General features: G+C 67.9%; 14 protein-coding genes. 8 read left to right on the top strand and 6 right to left on the bottom strand.

Translation table 11 applies throughout. From position 1 onward, the window contains the following. From VN461_00365 to VN461_00355, 3 genes are all read right to left on the bottom strand, one after another. The coding region (locus VN461_00365; protein HXB53208.1) for a GTP-binding protein at positions 1–236 on the bottom strand (236 nt) is incomplete at its 3' end. 69 nt (positions 237–305) lie between these two features. Continuing rightward, positions 306–2,729, bottom strand: a complete 2,424-nt coding sequence (locus VN461_00360; protein HXB53207.1) for a hypothetical protein — start codon at positions 2,727–2,729, stop codon at positions 306–308. Between the two features lie 85 nt (positions 2,730–2,814). Beyond that, the gene (locus VN461_00355; GenBank protein ID HXB53206.1) at positions 2,815–3,396 is read right to left on the bottom strand and encodes a nucleotidyltransferase family protein; all 582 of its coding nucleotides are present in this window, start codon (positions 3,394–3,396) and stop codon (positions 2,815–2,817) included. 389 nt (positions 3,397–3,785) lie between these two features. On the opposite strand from VN461_00355, the gene argF reads away from it, so the two are divergent. Then, the gene (gene argF, locus VN461_00350) at positions 3,786–4,715 is read left to right on the top strand and encodes an ornithine carbamoyltransferase (GenBank protein ID HXB53205.1); all 930 of its coding nucleotides are present in this window, start codon (positions 3,786–3,788) and stop codon (positions 4,713–4,715) included. A gap of 3 nt (positions 4,716–4,718) precedes the next feature. Here argF and aroB read toward each other — a convergent pair whose 3' ends face one another. Next, entirely contained in the window at positions 4,719–5,816 is a 1,098-nt protein-coding gene (gene aroB, locus VN461_00345; protein HXB53204.1) for a 3-dehydroquinate synthase, read from the bottom strand. An 83-nt stretch (positions 5,817–5,899) separates the two neighbouring features. On the opposite strand from aroB, the gene nadB reads away from it, so the two are divergent. The 5 genes from nadB to VN461_00320 all read left to right on the top strand — a co-directional run bounded on the left by nadB (position 5,900) and on the right by VN461_00320 (position 11,676). Beyond that, positions 5,900–7,492, top strand: a complete 1,593-nt coding sequence (nadB, locus tag VN461_00340; protein ID HXB53203.1) for an L-aspartate oxidase — start codon at positions 5,900–5,902, stop codon at positions 7,490–7,492. Next, positions 7,486–8,685 carry a hypothetical protein gene (locus VN461_00335; protein ID HXB53202.1) on the top strand — a complete coding sequence of 400 codons (1,200 nt, stop codon included), beginning with the start codon at positions 7,486–7,488 and terminating at the stop codon, positions 8,683–8,685. Before nadB ends, VN461_00335 begins: the two co-directional genes overlap by 7 nt. A gap of 5 nt (positions 8,686–8,690) precedes the next feature. Further along, the gene (proS, locus tag VN461_00330) at positions 8,691–10,142 is read left to right on the top strand and encodes a proline--tRNA ligase (GenBank protein ID HXB53201.1); all 1,452 of its coding nucleotides are present in this window, start codon (positions 8,691–8,693) and stop codon (positions 10,140–10,142) included. A gap of 310 nt (positions 10,143–10,452) precedes the next feature. Then, the gene (locus tag VN461_00325; protein HXB53200.1) at positions 10,453–11,157 is read left to right on the top strand and encodes a protein-L-isoaspartate(D-aspartate) O-methyltransferase; all 705 of its coding nucleotides are present in this window, start codon (positions 10,453–10,455) and stop codon (positions 11,155–11,157) included. Positions 11,158–11,220: 63 nt separating this feature from the next. After that, entirely contained in the window at positions 11,221–11,676 is a 456-nt protein-coding gene (locus VN461_00320) for a DUF192 domain-containing protein (GenBank protein ID HXB53199.1), read from the top strand. On the opposite strand, the gene tatC is transcribed toward VN461_00320, so the two are convergent. Further along, positions 11,654–12,421, bottom strand: a complete 768-nt coding sequence (gene tatC / locus VN461_00315) for a twin-arginine translocase subunit TatC (protein HXB53198.1) — start codon at positions 12,419–12,421, stop codon at positions 11,654–11,656. The genes VN461_00320 and tatC overlap by 23 nt on opposite strands. 35 nt (positions 12,422–12,456) lie before the next feature. Then, a complete protein-coding gene (gene tatA, locus VN461_00310) occupies positions 12,457–12,792 on the bottom strand; it encodes a twin-arginine translocase TatA/TatE family subunit (GenBank protein ID HXB53197.1) in 336 nt (111 codons plus the stop codon). 144 nt (positions 12,793–12,936) lie between these two features. Between tatA and VN461_00305 the strand changes: the two genes are divergently transcribed. Beyond that, entirely contained in the window at positions 12,937–14,940 is a 2,004-nt protein-coding gene (locus tag VN461_00305) for a tetratricopeptide repeat protein (GenBank protein HXB53196.1), read from the top strand. Positions 14,941–14,995: 55 nt separating this feature from the next. Further along, positions 14,996–15,810, top strand: an 815-nt coding sequence (locus tag VN461_00300) for a nodulation protein NfeD (GenBank protein HXB53195.1), incomplete at its 3' end; no start/stop codon positions are given.

Raw genomic sequence — 15,810 nt, 5'->3', positions numbered from 1 at the left:
AAGTCGCTGTGGCCGGGGGTGTCCACGATATTGATCTTGGTGTCGTGGAAAAACAGAGCCGTGTTCTTGGCCAGAATGGTTATGCCTCGCTCGCGCTCCAGGTCGTTCGAGTCCATTACGCGTTCGACGAGTTCCTGGTTGGCTCGGAAAATTCCGCTCTGCCGGAGCATGGTGTCCACTAGGGTGGTCTTGCCGTGGTCTACGTGGGCGATGATGGCGACGTTGCGAAGCTCCATGGTGCTTAGGGATGGCCTCCTGGCCCATGCCGAACCCTACATGTTACCACGGAGGTCGCGGGACTACCGTCAGGAGGTCGGTTCCGGCCCGGGGAAGCTCCAGCCAACGATGAGGTAGACGGGGAGGGCGGCCAGGAGCAGGGCGGAGATCCCCCAGGTCATGGAGAGACCCACCGCCAGCACCGGGGCCACCACGGAAAAAATGCCGTTGATTCCCCAGGCCCAGGGCACGAAGGCGGGAGCGGTGTGCTTGAGCTCTTCCAGGGCGGTGGGTACGAAGGTGCCCAGGCAGACCCCGATGGGGGCCACGAGCAGGAAAACGATCCCCGCCCGAAGGCCGAAGGGCAGGGTCAGGAGGCCGGGGAGGCGGGGGATCAGAAGGAGGTGCTCGAGAAGAACGACTCCCGCGAGGGTGTAGCTCACGAAGCGCAAGCCCCCCAGGGCGCGCACCAGGGGCGCGGAGTAGAGGGATCCCAGCCCCGTGGTGAAGAGGAGCGCGGCCAGGACCACGGACAACGCGTAGTTGGGGTGACCGAGAAAGAGCCCAAACTTCTGGAGGAGGGCGACCTCGATGGCCAAGTAGCCGATGGCGGTGGCCGCGAAGAAGAGCCCGTAGCGGCCGGCGGCGCGGCTTCTGAGCCCCTGCCCGGCGAAATGGCGGAGGGGGAGGTAGATGCAGACCCAGACCGCCAGGCTGATCACGGCCACAAGGAGGATGAGGCTGTACTCCATCACGGGGGTGTTGATCCAAATCAGGGGGTCGGCAGGAAAGACGTGCCACCAGAACGAAAAGCGGAAGAAGAAGGGCCGGTCATCGTCCGTGGGTGAGATGTCGAACGGGTAAAGAGCGATGAAGGCGCGCTCCTTTTGGGGATCGGCCAGGGCGAGAAAGCCCTGATACGCGTTGGCCCGGCCCTCATTGCGGTCGGGCGCGGCGGAGACCGCGAAAAACAGGCTTCGCTCGGCCCAGTCCTGGAGCCGAGCCCTCTCCGCGGGCCGAAAGGGAGTCCGCTTCACGAGCAGAGACGTGATGTTCCCCTGGGTGGCGGTGAGCATGAGAATGTGGTCGGCGGGTCGCGCGACTCCGGCCCGGCGCAGGGCCCCCACCGCGGTGGTCAGGGCTCGCAGCATCTCCCGGGGCTGGGGGTGCTCGAGCCGCATCATGTGCAGGATGCCGTCCTCGGCCAGGCGAGAGAGGTAGAGATCGAAGGCCTCGGCGGTGTAGAGATAGTTCTCGGAAAAGACGTGGGCCGCCCCCGGGGTGCCGCTGAAAGAGTCCACCCCCGAGAGCTGGATGATGTCGTAGCGGCGGTCGCTGGAGGCCAGGAAATAGCGGCCTTCGGCCTGGACCAGGCGCACGCGGGGATCCTCGACCCAACTCCGGAAGTACTCGCGGTAGGTGCGGGTGAGGATTCCCACCGTGGCCGCGTTGACCTCCACCCCCGTGATCTCGGAAGCGCCGAAGTAGAGGGCGTTCAGGACGTCGAAGCCTCCGCCCACCCCGATGATGAGGACGCGGGGAGCGGCCGCGGAGGTGGCGTGGTAGGCGGCGGAGTAGATGGTCTCTTCGATGCCGGTCAGTGATTCCCGGCGGCCGTCGTAGTTGACGGCATAGGTGTAGGCGTAGTTGTTCTGGGTCAGCATGCGCTGGAAGCGGGCGAGGAAGACCCGGTTGCTGCCGAGCAGGGACGGGAAGGGCCAGCGATCGGGATCGGGAGGGCGGATCCGGGAGACCTCGATACGGGCGAGGGGATCCCACGCCGCGTGCTCGAGCACCACCCCGCTCCTCGGGTTGCGGGTGTCGGAGAGCATGGTTCCGTCGGGGTAGTAGAGGTCGAAGATGCGGTCGAATCGGAGCGCAGCCACGACGAGCACGACGCCCGCCCCCGCGACGGCCGCCCAGGCCAACCAGGAACGGGGGCGGGTCAGGATGACCGCGCCCGCAAGGAGTAGGAGACAGGCCCAGAGGAGGCTCGCTTCGACTCCCACCCCGCTGATGGCGGGTATCACCGCAAGAGCGCCCACCGACGAGCCGACGAGGTCCGCGAAGTAAATCCGGCGGGCGGAGAGGTCCGGGTGGGCGAGGAGGCTTCCCAAGATCAAGCCGCAACAAGCGAAGGGGACGGCAAAGAGCAGCGCGAAAGGCATCCACCGGAAGAAGGCGGCGACGAAGCCGGGACGGGTGAGCCCCATCTGGGCGGCGGTGTCCGTCCGATAGAAGGCCATCGAGGCCCCCACCACGCTGATCGTGAAGAGGGCGGCGCAAAGGGCATTGGCGTCGCCCAGTCGATCCAGGAACCGCGGCAGGAAGAAGCTCAGGATCACTCCCGACAGCGCGAAGCCCAGCATGGTGAGGGAGATGACCAGGAAGGCATAGTTGTTGAGCAGCTTCGCGGAGACCATGCGGTGGACGAGGACCTGGAGGAAGAGGGTGGCGGCGGCGGTCAGAAAGGCGAGAGCCGAAGCGCGCGCGGTGGTCACCTTCATGTTCATGCGGTCTTCGTCTCCCCGGGGCACAGAAGGATTGCCGCGCCGATCATAGGTGACGGCCGATTCCGAGCCAAGCGGGGGAGCGAGCTCACCGGAGGTGGCGCTCGTAGTCCTCGGGCGTGTCCACCCCGGCCACACAGCCGGCATCTCCCTCCACGTGGACCACCCACTCGGGGTGATCCGCGAGCACCGCGCGCGCACCGCGGTCGGGGGAGGCTCCGCGCAGGTCCTTCCAGGCGTCGCGGGCGAAGCCGCCGGGATGGCCCCGTCGGTTCTGGAAGCTCGGCACCACGACCTTGGCCCCCATCTCCAGAGCGGTGACCACGCGATCGACGGTGGCCGTCCCCACCAGCGGATGGTCGACGGGGTGCAGCAGCACCGCCTCCGCCCCCGCCGCCTCCGCCGCCTCCAGCCCGGTGAGGACCGAGGTCAGCATGCCCTCGCGGTAGCGGGGGTTGCGCACGATCGTCACCTCTTCTTGGATCTCGCTCTCCGCGAGCACGCGGTCCGCCTCGTGGCCGAGCACGGCGATCCGGATCGCCACCCCGGGCCGGGCGAGGAGGGCCGCGGTGCGGGCCAGGAACGTGGATGCCCCCACATGCAAAAGGGCTTTGGGCCCCCCCATGCGCCGCCCTTCGCCGGCGGCGAGGATGACGACCGCGATCCGCATGCCGCTCCCATTGAAGCACGAATCCGGCCACTCGTTGACTCGCCGGGAAGGCGGCCCTTATGATGGCGGAACGGAAAAGGAGAGACGGCTTGGGCGTCGGGAGCATCATCCTGGGAGCCGCGGGGCGCGGCTCCCACAGCGTCAACACCGCTCTCCGCGGCCATCCAACCTCCAAGGTCGTGGCCTTTGCCGCTGCTCAGATGCCCAAAGTCGAAAGAAGGTGGTCTGCTCCGCAGGGGGCCGAGCGCACCCCAGTAGGCCTCGTGATCATCGTGAGCCCGATCCGCGCCGGGTCATCCGGACCTCCAAACGCGCCCGGGGCGTCGGCGACGAGCTCCCGGAGATCGGCGTGCCCGATCTCGAGAATGCCCTGAGGAACTTCTAAGCCCATGCATCAGAAGCACTTGGTCTCCCTCAAGGACTACTCGCGGGACGAGCTCGGCGAGGTCTTCGATCTGGCCGCCCAGGTCAAGGCGGACCCCCCCGCTTATGGAGGCGTCCTCCAGGGCAAGTCCCTGGCCATGATCTTCCAAAAACCGTCCACCCGAACCCGGGTCTCCTTCGAGGTGGGGATGTTCGAGCTGGGCGGGACGGCCCTGTTTCTCAGTGCGAACGACATCCAGCTCCACCGCGGGGAGACGATCGCGGACACGGCCCGCGTCCTCTCCCGCTACGTGGACGGCATCGTGGCCCGGGTCTTTTCGCACCAGGACATCCTGGACTTGGCCCGGCACAGCACGGTCCCCGTGATCAACGGGCTCTCCGACCTGCTCCATCCCTGCCAGGCCCTGGCCGATTACTTCACCCTCCGGGAGCAGCGGGGAAGCCTGGAAGGCCTGAAAATCGCCTACGTGGGCGACGGCAACAACGTCTGCCACGAGCTCATGTTCGGGGCGGTGAAGCTGGGGCTGCGCATGAGTGTCGCCTCTCCCCAGGGCTACGAGCCCAACCAGCTCGTCGTCAAGAGCGCCACCCGGGAGGCCCAGAAGCTGGGTGTCCCCGCCCCCGAGGTCACGTCCGACCCCTTTTCCGCGGTGGCGGAAGCGGACGTGGTCTACACCGATGTCTGGGCGTCGATGGGTCAGGAAGCCGAGGCCCAGGCGCGGCAGGCGGCCTTCGAGGGGTTCACGGTCACGGCGGAGATGATGGCCTCCGCATCCCCGGAAGCCGTTTTCATGCACTGCCTTCCCGCCCACCGCGGCGAGGAGGTGGCGGCGGAGGTCATCGACGGCCCCCAGTCCGTGGTGCTCGACGAGGCCGAGAACCGCCTGCACGTGCAGAAGGCGGTGCTCATGCTCCTGCTGAGCGATCAGGCTTGATCGTCAGCCGAGCAAGGCCTCCCGGGCCGCCATGATCTTCAAGGCCCGCCGAACCTCCGTCTTCGCCACGTCCCCCCGCAAGACCACGCGTCCCACGCTGCTGGGCAGCACGAACACCATCCGCCCCCCCCGCGCCTTCTTGTCGCGGGAGGCCGCCTCCAGGATGCGCTCGGGGGAGAGGTCGGAGACCCGGGGCCGGGGGCCGAGGTGGTCGACGGCGGAGGCGATGGCGTCGAAGTTGGCGGGGGCCAGGAGGCCCCGCTCGCGCGCGATCCAGGCCGCGCCCAGGAGGCCCCAGCCCACGGCTTCGCCGTGGGTGAAGCGGCGGTAGCCGGTGGCGGCCTCCAGGGCATGGCCGATGGTGTGGCCAAGGTTCAGCACGCGGCGCAGGCCGTTCTCGTGCTCGTCCTTTTCCACTACCTCGGCCTTGATCCGGCAGGCCGAGGCCACTGCGCTCTCGATCTCCACCCGGCTCCAGCCCCGAAGCGCGGGGGGGGCCTTGTGCACGGCTTTGAAGAGCGCGCGGTCCGCGATGATCCCGCACTTCAGGATCTCGTAGGTACCGCTGCGCACCTCGCGCGCGGGCAGCGTCTCCAGGAAGGCGGGGTCGGCCACCACGGCCCGCGGCTGATGGAACGCGCCGATGAGGTTCTTGCCCCGGGGATGGTTGATCCCGACCTTGCCCCCCACCGCGCTGTCCACCATGGAGAGAAGGGTCGTCGGCACCACGACCCAGGGTACTCCCCGCATGTAAGTCGCGGCGGCAAAGCCGGCCAGGTCGCCCACCATCCCGCCTCCGACCGCCACCACCAAGCCGTCGCGGCCGAGGCCGGCGTCCACGAACGCGTCGTGCAGGTTGTCGAGAGTGGCCCGGGACTTGTAGCGTTCCCCATCCGGAATCAGGGCCCGGCTCAACCGGCCCCGGGCGCTGAGCGTTTTCTGTAGCTGGTGGCCGTGAAGGCTCCAGACCCGGCGGCTGGTCACGAGCACCATGCGCCGGTCGGCGAGCGGGCCCAAGAGGTCGGGAAGCATCCGGGCCAAGCCGTGGCCGATCGCAATGGGGTACCGCCTCTCCCCCAGCTCGACCGGGATCTCGATCATGGAGCGGCAGGATAGCACAGCTCCAAATGACCGGCCGGGCGGAGTTTCTGCTCCTCCGCGTTTGTTTGGTAGAATCCGAGGCTTTGAGCGCGCGGCGGAGCGACATGTCGGGAGAGGTGATCCGCGTAGACTTCCTGGTCCTGGGCTCGGGTGTCGCCGGGCTGCGGGCAGCCATTGGCCTGGCCCGCCGCGGCAGCGTGCTGGTGGTGACCAAGGACCAGCCCACCGAGAGCAACACCGGATACGCGCAGGGCGGGGTGGCCGTGGCTCTGGCCGCGGACGACGATCCCGAGGGGCACCTCGCGGACACCCTCCGAGCCGGCGGGGGGATCGTCTCCACGGCCGCCGCGCGCGTGCTCGTGGAGGAGGGCCCGGAGCGGATCCGCGAGCTGGCGGCCTGGGGGGCCCGCTTCGACCGCGCGGGGGGTCAGTTCCACTTCACCCGGGAGGGCGCCCACTCTAAGAACCGGGTCCTGCACGCCCTGGGCGACGCCACCGGCTGGGAGATGGTGCGCGCTCTGCTCGAGAAGACCCGACGCACTCCCACTATCCTCGTGCGCTCTTTTGCCTGCTCGACCGACCTCGAGGTTCGGGACGGGCGCGTCGTGGGCTGTTCCTTCGTGACCGACGAGGGAACCCTGACTCGGGTCTTGGCCCGGATGACCCTCCTCGCCACGGGGGGAGCCGGAGAGGTGTTCGCGGAGACCACCAACCCGCCCGTGGCCACCGGGGACGGTATGGCCATGGCGGCGCGCGCAGGGGCGGCCTTGCTGGACATGGAGTTCGTGCAGTTCCATCCCACCGCGCTCTTTTTGCCGGGGGCGCCCCGCTTCCTCATCTCAGAGGCGGTCCGGGGCGAAGGGGCCTACCTGAGGAACGCCGCCGGCGAGCGCTTCACGGAGGAGCTGGGCCCGCGGGATGAAGTGGCCCGCGCCATCGCGCGCGAGGCGCGGGGGGGGCGGGGTCCGGTGAGCCTGGACCTCCGGCACTTGGACCCCGAGCGCGTGCGGACGCGCTTCCCCCGGATCCATGCCACGTGCCTTCGGTATGGGGTCGACATCACGTCCGACCCGGTGCCGGTGACGCCCGCCGCCCACTACGTCATGGGAGGAGTGGCCACCGACCTTCAGGGTCGGGCAACCCTGGCCGGCCTCTATGCGGCGGGGGAATGCGCGGGCACGGGGGTACACGGCGCGAACCGACTGGCCAGCAACTCCCTCCTCGAGGGCCTGGTCTTCGGGGCCAGGGCGGCGGAGGCCATGGCGGAGGAGGCCGGGCCTCCGTTGCCGAGCCGCGAGCGGCCCCACGACCCCCCTCGGCCCGCGTCGGTCCCCGACTCCCTGCGCGACGAGATTCGCGGTCGGGCCTGGGCCGGCCTAGGGCTCGAGCGGGACGGCCCCGGGCTCCGCGACCTCTTGGCCTTCCTCGAGAGCCCGCGCGGGGAGACGACGGGCGCGCCCGCGGATCGGGCCGCGGCCGAGACCCGCAACCTCCTGGAGGTGGCCCGGGCCATGGCCCGCTCCGCGCTCTTCCGCGAGGAGAGTCGGGGCGCTCACTTTCGGACCGACTTTCCCTCCCCCCGCGATGCCCGCTTCCGCGGGCACACTTGGCTGGACGCGGCCGGGGCGCGCCTCGTGGAGGTGGAGGTCCCGGTACCGGCGGGAACGAAGTGCTGAGCGGGATTCGGGCCAGCCTCCAGACCGCGCTCAACCGCTCCGGTGAGGCCGCGGGAGCGGCCTCCGCCCTGTGGACCTTCCCCTGCGTCCTGGCCTCGGCCTTCATCGTCGCCTGGGGAGCGGAGGCGGCGCAGTTCTTCATGAGCCAAGGCTTGGCCCTGGCCATCCTGGCCTGGCTCCAGACCCTGCCCGAGTTCGCGGTGGAGGCCGACATCGCCTGGCGCCAGGACGTGCCCGACATGACCGCCAACTTCACGGGCAGCCTGCGCCTGCTCGTGGGCCTGGGCTGGCCGATGATCTTCTTCGTGGCTTCGGTGGTGCACCGGCGCCGCACCGGAAAATGGCTGAAGGAGATAGTGCTGGACGAGGAGCATTCGGTGGAGGTGATCGGCCTCCTGCTTCCGATCCTCTATTTCTTCTTCGTCTGGTGGAAGGGGAGCCTCTCGGTTTGGGACGGGGCGATCCTGGTCGGTATCTACATCGCCTACCTTTACGTCCTGAACCGGATACCCCCCAAGGAACACGGGGAAGCGGACACGCTGGACCTTGTCCCCCGCACCGTGATGTCCCTGCGGCCCGGGCTCCGGGGGCTGGCCATCACCTCCCTGTTCTTGGGGGGCGGGATCCTCCTTTACCTAGTCATCCACCCCTTCGTCGACAGCCTGAAGGCCCTGGCCCTGGCGGGCGGGATCAGCGAGTTCGTGTTCATCCAGTGGGTGGCCCCCTTCCTTACGGAGTTTCCGGAGAAGGTCTCGGCCTTCCGCTGGGCCTCCACCGTCCGTCAAGCCCCGCTCGCCCTCATGAACCTGGTCTCCTCCAATATCAACCAGTGGACGGTGCTGGCGGGAATGATCCCTCTGGTCTACAGCCTGAGCGTGGGGGCGGTGAGAGCGGTTCCCTTCGACGTTATGCAGCGCCAGGAGATCCTGCTCACGATCCTGCAGTCGGTTCTGGGCATGCTCCTGCTCTTGAACATGCGATACTCGGCGGGGGAGGCCATCATCCTCTTCGTCCTCTGGTTCGTGCAGTTCGTGGTCCCCTCGATCCGGGGGGAGATCCTGTACGTCTATGGCGCCCTCATTCTCGGCGCCCTCGTCCAGCTCCCCGCCGGCAATCGCAACCTGGAGGCCCTGCACGCCTTCGCGCACCAGTGGAGGAGGCACGGGGCCCGCCCCGCGACCTCGGAGAAATAGACCCAATGGAGAAAGAGCGCGTCCTCAAGGAGATCACCCCCAAAAGCCAGGACTTCTCGCAGTGGTACTTGGACGTGGTCCTGAAGGCGGAGATGGCCGACTACGGACCGGTCCGGGGCTGCATGATCATCCGACCCTACGGCTATGCGGTCTGGGAGCACATGCAGGCGGACATGGACCGGCGCATCAAGGAGACCGGTCACGTCAACGCCTACTTCCCCCTCCTCATCCCCAAGAGCTTCCTGGAGAAGGAGAAGGAACACGTGAAAGGCTTCTCCCCCGAGTGTGCCTGGGTGACGATGGGTGGGGGGGAGGAGCTGGAGGAGGCCCTCGCCATCCGCCCCACTTCGGAGTCCATGATCTGCTCCACCTACGCGAAGTGGGTGCGCTCCTGGCGGGACCTTCCCGTGCTCATCAACCAATGGGCGAACGTGATGCGCTGGGAGAAGGTGACGCGGCCGTTCCTGCGAACCACGGAGTTCCTTTGGCAGGAGGGCCACACCCTACATGCCACGGAGGGCGAGGCCGAGGAGGAGACCCTGAAGATGCTTCACGTCTACCGAAGCTTCTGCGAGGAGATCCTGGCCATGCCCGTGATCTGGGGCCGCAAGTCGGAGAGCGAGAAATTCGCGGGGGCGCTGCGGACCTACGCCATCGAGGCCTTGATGTCCGACGGCAAGGCCCTGCAGGCGGGCACCAGCCACAATCTCGGCCAACACTTCGCCACCGCCTACGGCATCGAGTACTTGGACCAGAACCAGCAGCGGGTGAAACCCTGGTCGACCTCCTGGGGATCGTCGACCCGGATGGTCGGGGGCCTGATCATGACCCACGGGGACGACGCGGGGCTCATCCTCCCCCCGCGGGTGGCTCCCCACCAAGTCGTGATCGTCCCCATCCCTCCGCGCAAAGGGGACTGGAGCGAGGCCGTCCTGCCCAAGGCGCGGGAGGTCCAGGCGGCGCTCCGGGGGGCCGGAATCCGGGTTCACCTGGACGACCGCGACTATCAACAGCCGGGCTTCAAGTACGCGGATTGGGAGATGCGGGGGGTGCCCCTGCGCCTGGAGATCGGCCCCAAGGACATCGAGAAGGACCAGTGCGTTCTGGTCCGGCGAGACACGCGGGAGAAGGCCTTCGTGCCTCGGGTCGACCTCCCCTCCCACACGCGTGCGCTGCTCGAGCAGATTCAGGTCGACCTCCTGGCCAAGGCCCGGAAGTTCTTGGCGGAGAACACGAGCCGCGTCAAGACGTACGACGAGTTCAAGACGGTCATGGCCCAGAAGCGGGGCTTCCTGGTGACGGGCTGGTGCGGCGCGGCGGACTGCGAGGCAAAGATCAAGGAAGAGACGCGGGCCACGGTTCGGGTCATCCCCCTAGAGGGGGAGGGCGCGCCGGGGGCCTGCGTCCGCTGCGGCAAGCCCTCACCCCGAGACGTGTACTTCGCCCAGGCCTATTAGAAACCGCGCCGCGCGGCGCCTTTTGGACACTAGCGGGGCCGACCCCGGACCCGTCGGGGCCGGGGAGCGGGCGCGAGGCGAGGCACCTGTTGGCGAACGGGCGGAAGCTGCCCCGGGCGCAGGTTCCGACCCGGCATCCCCCGTAGTACCATCACCACCTGACTCGCCCTCATGACGGGCGCTACGGCGAGGAGGGCCGGACGTAAAGGCGCGTGGAGCGGCTAGAGCCCGCCGGCATGGGGGGGACGCCGTGGGAAGCGCGAACGGCACGTCGAGGACGCCGACTCCGAGCAATGGGGTCGTCCGTGTGGTGCCCTGGCTCGCGTGGTACCTAGCCTTGACCACCTTTTCCAGCGCGTCCGCGCCCGACGCCGCCGAGGAAGGGGCCTTCGCGCGCGCCCGCGACCGAATGGTGTCCGAGCAGATCGAGGCCCGGGGTGTGCGCGACACCCTCACCCTGGCCGCTCTCCGCCAGGTCCCCCGCCACCTCTTCGTCCCCCCTTCCCTCAGGAGCGAGGCCTACGACGACCATCCCCTGCCCATTGGCGAGGGCCAAACCATCTCTCAACCCTACATCGTGGCCTTCATGACCGAGGCCCTGGGCCTCAAGGGGGGGGAGACGGTCCTGGAGGTCGGTACCGGCTCCGGCTATCAGGCGGCGGTGCTGGCCCGGATCGCAAGCCGGGTCTACACGATCGAGATCGTGAGCGCCTTGGCCGAAGAGGCGAAGGAGCGTCTGGCTCGATTGGGCTACGGAAGCGTCACCGTACGGCCCGGTGACGGCTACCTGGGCTGGCCCGAGGTCGCCCCCTTCGACGCCATCATGGTAACGGCCGCCGCCCCCCGGGTGCCCGAGCCCCTCAAAGAGCAACTGAAGGACGGCGGGCACCTGGTGATCCCGCTGGGAGACCAGGACCAAGAGCTGATTGTGATGACGCGGCGCGGCGCCGCCTATGAAGAAAGGCGGGCCATTCCCGTGCGCTTTGTGCCCATGACGGGGAAGGTCCGCAAGTAGCCCTTCCTAGCCGCCCGAGCGCCTCCTGGCTGCGCTTCGGCGGGGATGGTACGATCGGCATCGATGCCGTGCGCCCCGTCCTCCGGTCTGGCCGCCACCGCTCTCGCCCTCGTGTGCGCGGTGGGCGCTGCCTCGGCCGCTCCCGCCGTGATACCCCTGACCCTCCCCTCCGGCAAGGTGCTCCAGGCCGAGGTCATGATCAAGGACGACGACCGCGCGATGGGTCTGATGTTCCGATCGTCCCTCCCCCCGGACCGGGGGATGCTCTTCGTCTTCGACGATCTGGACTTCCACGGCATCTGGATGAAGAACTGCAAGTTCCCGATTGACATCCTCTGGCTCGACGAAGGGGGCCGCGTGGTCCACGAGGCGGAGGCGGTACCTCCCTGCACCGCCGACCCCTGCCCCGTGTATCAACCCCTGCGGCGGGCAGCTTATGTCGTGGAACTGAACGCCGGACAGGCCCGCCGCGAGAAGGCGGTCCTCGGCGCCCGGGTCAGCTTTCGGGTCCCTCGCTGACCCTGTCTTTCTCCTTCACCCGCGCCCGCCCGAAGAGCCAGGCCACCAGCACCCCCAGCAGGTAAAGGCCGATCATGGGAACGGCGAGGGCGGTCTGCGTCACCATGTCGGGGGTGGGGGTGATGAAGGCGGCCGCGATGAAGGAACCGAGCACCGCCCACTTCCAGCCCTTGAGGAGGAAGCGCGGGGTCACGAGGCCGATCCGGGCGAGAACGAAGATGATGACGGGGATCTGGAAGACGAGGCCCAAGCCGAGCAGGAACCAGGAGTAGAAGGAATAATACTCGTTGATCTTGGGCAGGAACCTCATGTCCGTCCCCCCGAACTGGCCTAGGAACTGGAAGGTGAGGGGGAAGAGGAAGAAGTGGCCAAAGGCGGCCCCCAAGATGAAGAAGAGTGACCCCATGCCCACGAAGGGCAGGGCGTAGGCTTTTTCGTGGCGGTAGAGCCCGGGGGCGATGAAGGACCAAATCTCCCAGAGGATGTAGGGGGAGGCCACGAAGATCCCCATGAAAAAGGCCATCTTCATGTAAAGGAGGAGCGCCTCCGCCGGGCTCGTGTAGATGAACTGCTCCTTGAACCCTCCCGCCCGGAGGGGTGCGGTCATGAGGTGGAAGATCTCCTCCCGCCAGTTCCAGCAGATTCCGAAGCCCACGCAGAGGGCCACGATGATGCGCACGAGTCGCGTGCGCAGCTCATCCAAGTGCTCCAGGAACGACATCTTGTCCGGATGGGGGCGAGCCATGCGCTAGGGACCGCTCCGAGTGCCGAGGGCGGGCTTTACTTCGGCTCGACGGGTGGCAGCGCGGCCTCGCGGCTCACGGCCGGGGAGGGGACAGGGTGCGCTTCGACGGGGGGCGCGCCCGCATCCGCGGGGTGGGTGCTCGGGCTGGGGGTCACGGGCTCCGTCCCGGACTCCTTTTTTGCCGTCTCGCGCAGCTTGTCGGCCTCCACCTCGCTCTCGATCGTCTGCCGGAACTCGTTGGAGGCTTTCTTGAACTCCATCATCATCCGGCCCAGGCTCTTCCCGATCTCGGGGAGCTTCCGAGGTCCAAACACGATGAGGGCGATGACCAGGATGAGAAAGAGCTCAGGACCGCCTAGCGTTCCGAACATGCTATCCTTTCCGCGAAAGATACGTGTTCCTGCCCAGACCCAAATCTTATCACCGAATCCGGCGGCCCCGTTGCCATTTTGAAGGGCGCGCGCCCTCCGGCGACCTCCCCGGGGCCCTGGTAGCTTAGCGGGAATGGGCGGCTCATGACAACGAGGCGCCGCACTCTCGTCGCTCTGGCCCTCGCACTGCTCAGCCTCCTGGCCTTCGCGGGCGTCCTCAAGTGCGGTTTCATCGGCTTTGATGACCCTCTTTACGTCTCCGCCAACCCCCACATCCGCGACGGCTTGAGCGGGCAGGGTATGCGCTGGGGGCTCGGCGCCGGCCTCCTGTTCGATTCTCCGAACGCGGACTACTGGGCCCCCCTGACCGTCTTCTCGCGGATGGTCGACATAGAGCTCTTCGGGCTCAACCCCGCCGGGCACCATCTTACCAACCTGCTCCTCCACGCGCTGAACGCGGCCCTCCTGTTCCTGGTCTTGGAGGGAATGACCGGTGCGGGATGGCGCAGTGCCTTTGTGGCCGCCCTCTTCGCCGTGCATCCCTTGCGCGTGGAATCCGTGGCCTGGATCACCGAGCGCAAGGACGTGCTCTCGGGGCTGTTTGGGATCCTGACCTTGGGCGCCTACGCACGGTATGCGCGGTCGCCGGACCGCGTTCGCTACGCGATGGTGGTCCTCATGCTGGGTCTGGGGTTGATGGCCAAGCCCATGCTCCTCACCATCCCCTTCGTTCTTCTCCTGCTCGACCACTGGCCGCTCGGCCGCGGCGCGACGCCGCTTCACGTTCGGGTCCTGGAGAAGCTCCCCCTCTTCGGCTTGAGCGGCCTCTCTCTCCTGATCACCTACGTGCCTCTCTGGCGCCGGGGTCAAATCACCGAGCTCGACGCCCTCCCCTTGGACGCCCGGATCACGAACGCGCTCTACAGCTACCTGGTGTACGCGGGGAAGATGTTTTGGCCGCAACCCCTGGCCGTGGTCTATCCGCATCCCGAGGGTCGCCTTTCCCTCTTGAGCGTGGCGGCCGCCGTCGCCTTCCTGCTCGTGGGGACCGGGGAAGCGCTGCGGGAGCGGAGGCGTCACCCCTATGGGATCGTGGGCTGGCTCTGGTACCTAGGAATGCTCCTGCCCGTCCTGGGTCTGGTGCAGTCCGGGGTGCACGCGCGCGCGGACCGTTACACTTATCTTCCCCTTATCGGCTTGTCGCTCATCGTCGCGTGGGGAGCTGCCGAGGCCGTGGGCTCTTGGCGCTATGGCAAGCCGGCGCTTGGGGTGATGGCCGCTCTTTGGCTCGCGGCCCTTGTCGTCGTGACGCGCCGGCAGGTAGACCTCTGGCGGGACACGGTCACCCTCTTCGAACACGCCATTCGGGTCACGGCTGGAAACTATCTGGCGGAGAACAACTTGGCGACGGCCTTGGCCTTGCGCGGAGATGCCCTCGGAGCGGAGTCCCACTACCGCGAGGCCATGCGCATCCGCCCCAACTACAGCCAGGCGTATGACAATCTGGGCGTCTTGCTCGCCCGGCAGGGGAGGACCGTGGAGGCCATGGCCCTGCACGAGGACGCTCTCCGCCTCCAGCCCGGAGACGCGGACGCCCATTTCAACCTCGGCCTTCTGAATGCCCGATCGGGCCGGAGCACCGAGGCCGCCCAGCACTACGCAGAGGCCCTGCGCCTCAACCCGCGCCTGGCCAGCGCCCACTACAATTGGGGCAACCTGCTGGCCGGCGAGGGACACTGGAGCCAGGCCGCGGAGCACTTTGCCTCTGCGGTCCGGCTGCAACCCGACAACGCCATGAGCTACAACAACCTGGGTCTGGCCCAGGCTCTCTTGGGAAACTGGCGGGAGGCGATGGCCGACTACGCCCGGGCTCTCGAGATTGACCCCCGACTCGCGAGCGCCCGCACCAACCTGGGCCGGGCCCTCGTCGCCCAGGGGCGGGGCGGCGAAGCCATCGAGCAGTACCTCCTGGTCCTCCGGGACCACCCGCGGGACGCCGACGCGCACTTCTACCTCGGTCTTGCCTTGGCCGCGGACGGGAAGATGTCGTCCGCGAGGGAGCACTTCCAAGAAGCACTCAGCATCGATCCCCGCCACGAAGAGGCGCGGCGGGCCCTGGCCGCCGCGGGGACCGGGAAGAGCCCCTGATGGGGAAGGATCTTGTTGACAGGAACCCATTGATTCTCTTATATTTAGATTGAACATGCCAGCATCCCCGGGGGCGGGCGTGGCCGCGGGTGTCATCCTGCTGGCCGCGTGCGTCCCGGCCCACGCCGACATCCCGGTTGTGGAGCTCACTGGGGTCGTCCACGCCGTCAGCGCCGGTCATGTCGTCCAGGCCATCGAGAGGGCGGATGCCGCAGGCGCGCCCCTCCTCATCCTGCGCCTGGACACGCCCGGTGGGCTCGACACCGCCATGCGCCAGATCGTGGACAAGATGCTGAACTGCCGGACGCCGGTGGCGGTGTGGGTGGGCCCTTCAGGGGCGCGCGCGGCCTCGGCCGGCTTCATCATCACGGTGGTGGCGGACCTGGCGGCCATGGCTCCCGGCACCAACATGGGAGCCGCCCATCCCGTCTCCGGGATGGGGCAGATGGACGAGGTCATGTCGAAGAAGGTGACCTCCGACGCCGCCGCCTACATCCGCGGCAAGGCCGCCCGCCGCGGCCGCAACGTGGAGATGGCGGAGAAGGCGGTTCTGGAGAGCCGGTCCTTCACCGAGAAAGAGGCCCTGGAGTCCAAGCTCATCGACCTGGTGGCTAAGGACGTGCCCGAGCTCCTGGAGAAGCTCGACGGGCAGACCATCAAGCACTTCGATGGCAGCGAGGTGACTCTGAGCCTCAAGGGGCAGAAGACGGTGACGGTGGCCATGGATTGGCGGCAGATGATCCTCTCCGCTATCGCCAGGCCCGAGATGCTGTTCCTGCTCCTGCTGGGGGCCCTGGCCGGGCTGGGCACGGAGATCAGCCATCCCGGCCTGCTCTTTCCCGGCATCGTCGGCCTGGTCTGCCTCATCCT

Source organism: Vicinamibacteria bacterium (assembly GCA_035570235.1).
Taxonomy (GTDB): domain Bacteria; phylum Acidobacteriota; class Vicinamibacteria; order Fen-336; family Fen-336; genus DATMML01.
The sequence above is the reverse complement of the archived record's forward strand: the minus strand, read 5'-3'. Positions and strand labels throughout refer to the sequence as shown.

Coding starts and splice junctions, on each gene's coding strand:
- VN461_00320 (HXB53199.1), top strand. CDS start 11,221: ATGCCGTGCGCCCCGTCCTCCGGTCTGGCCGCCACCGCTCTCGCCCTC.
- VN461_00355 (HXB53206.1), bottom strand. CDS start 3,396: ATGCGGATCGCGGTCGTCATCCTCGCCGCCGGCGAAGGGCGGCGCATG.
- argF (HXB53205.1), top strand. CDS start 3,786: ATGCATCAGAAGCACTTGGTCTCCCTCAAGGACTACTCGCGGGACGAG.
- tatA (HXB53197.1), bottom strand. CDS start 12,792: ATGTTCGGAACGCTAGGCGGTCCTGAGCTCTTTCTCATCCTGGTCATC.
- VN461_00305 (HXB53196.1), top strand. CDS start 12,937: ATGACAACGAGGCGCCGCACTCTCGTCGCTCTGGCCCTCGCACTGCTC.
- tatC (HXB53198.1), bottom strand. CDS start 12,421: ATGGCTCGCCCCCATCCGGACAAGATGTCGTTCCTGGAGCACTTGGAT.
- aroB (HXB53204.1), bottom strand. CDS start 5,816: ATGATCGAGATCCCGGTCGAGCTGGGGGAGAGGCGGTACCCCATTGCG.
- proS (HXB53201.1), top strand. CDS start 8,691: ATGGAGAAAGAGCGCGTCCTCAAGGAGATCACCCCCAAAAGCCAGGAC.
- VN461_00360 (HXB53207.1), bottom strand. CDS start 2,729: ATGAACATGAAGGTGACCACCGCGCGCGCTTCGGCTCTCGCCTTTCTG.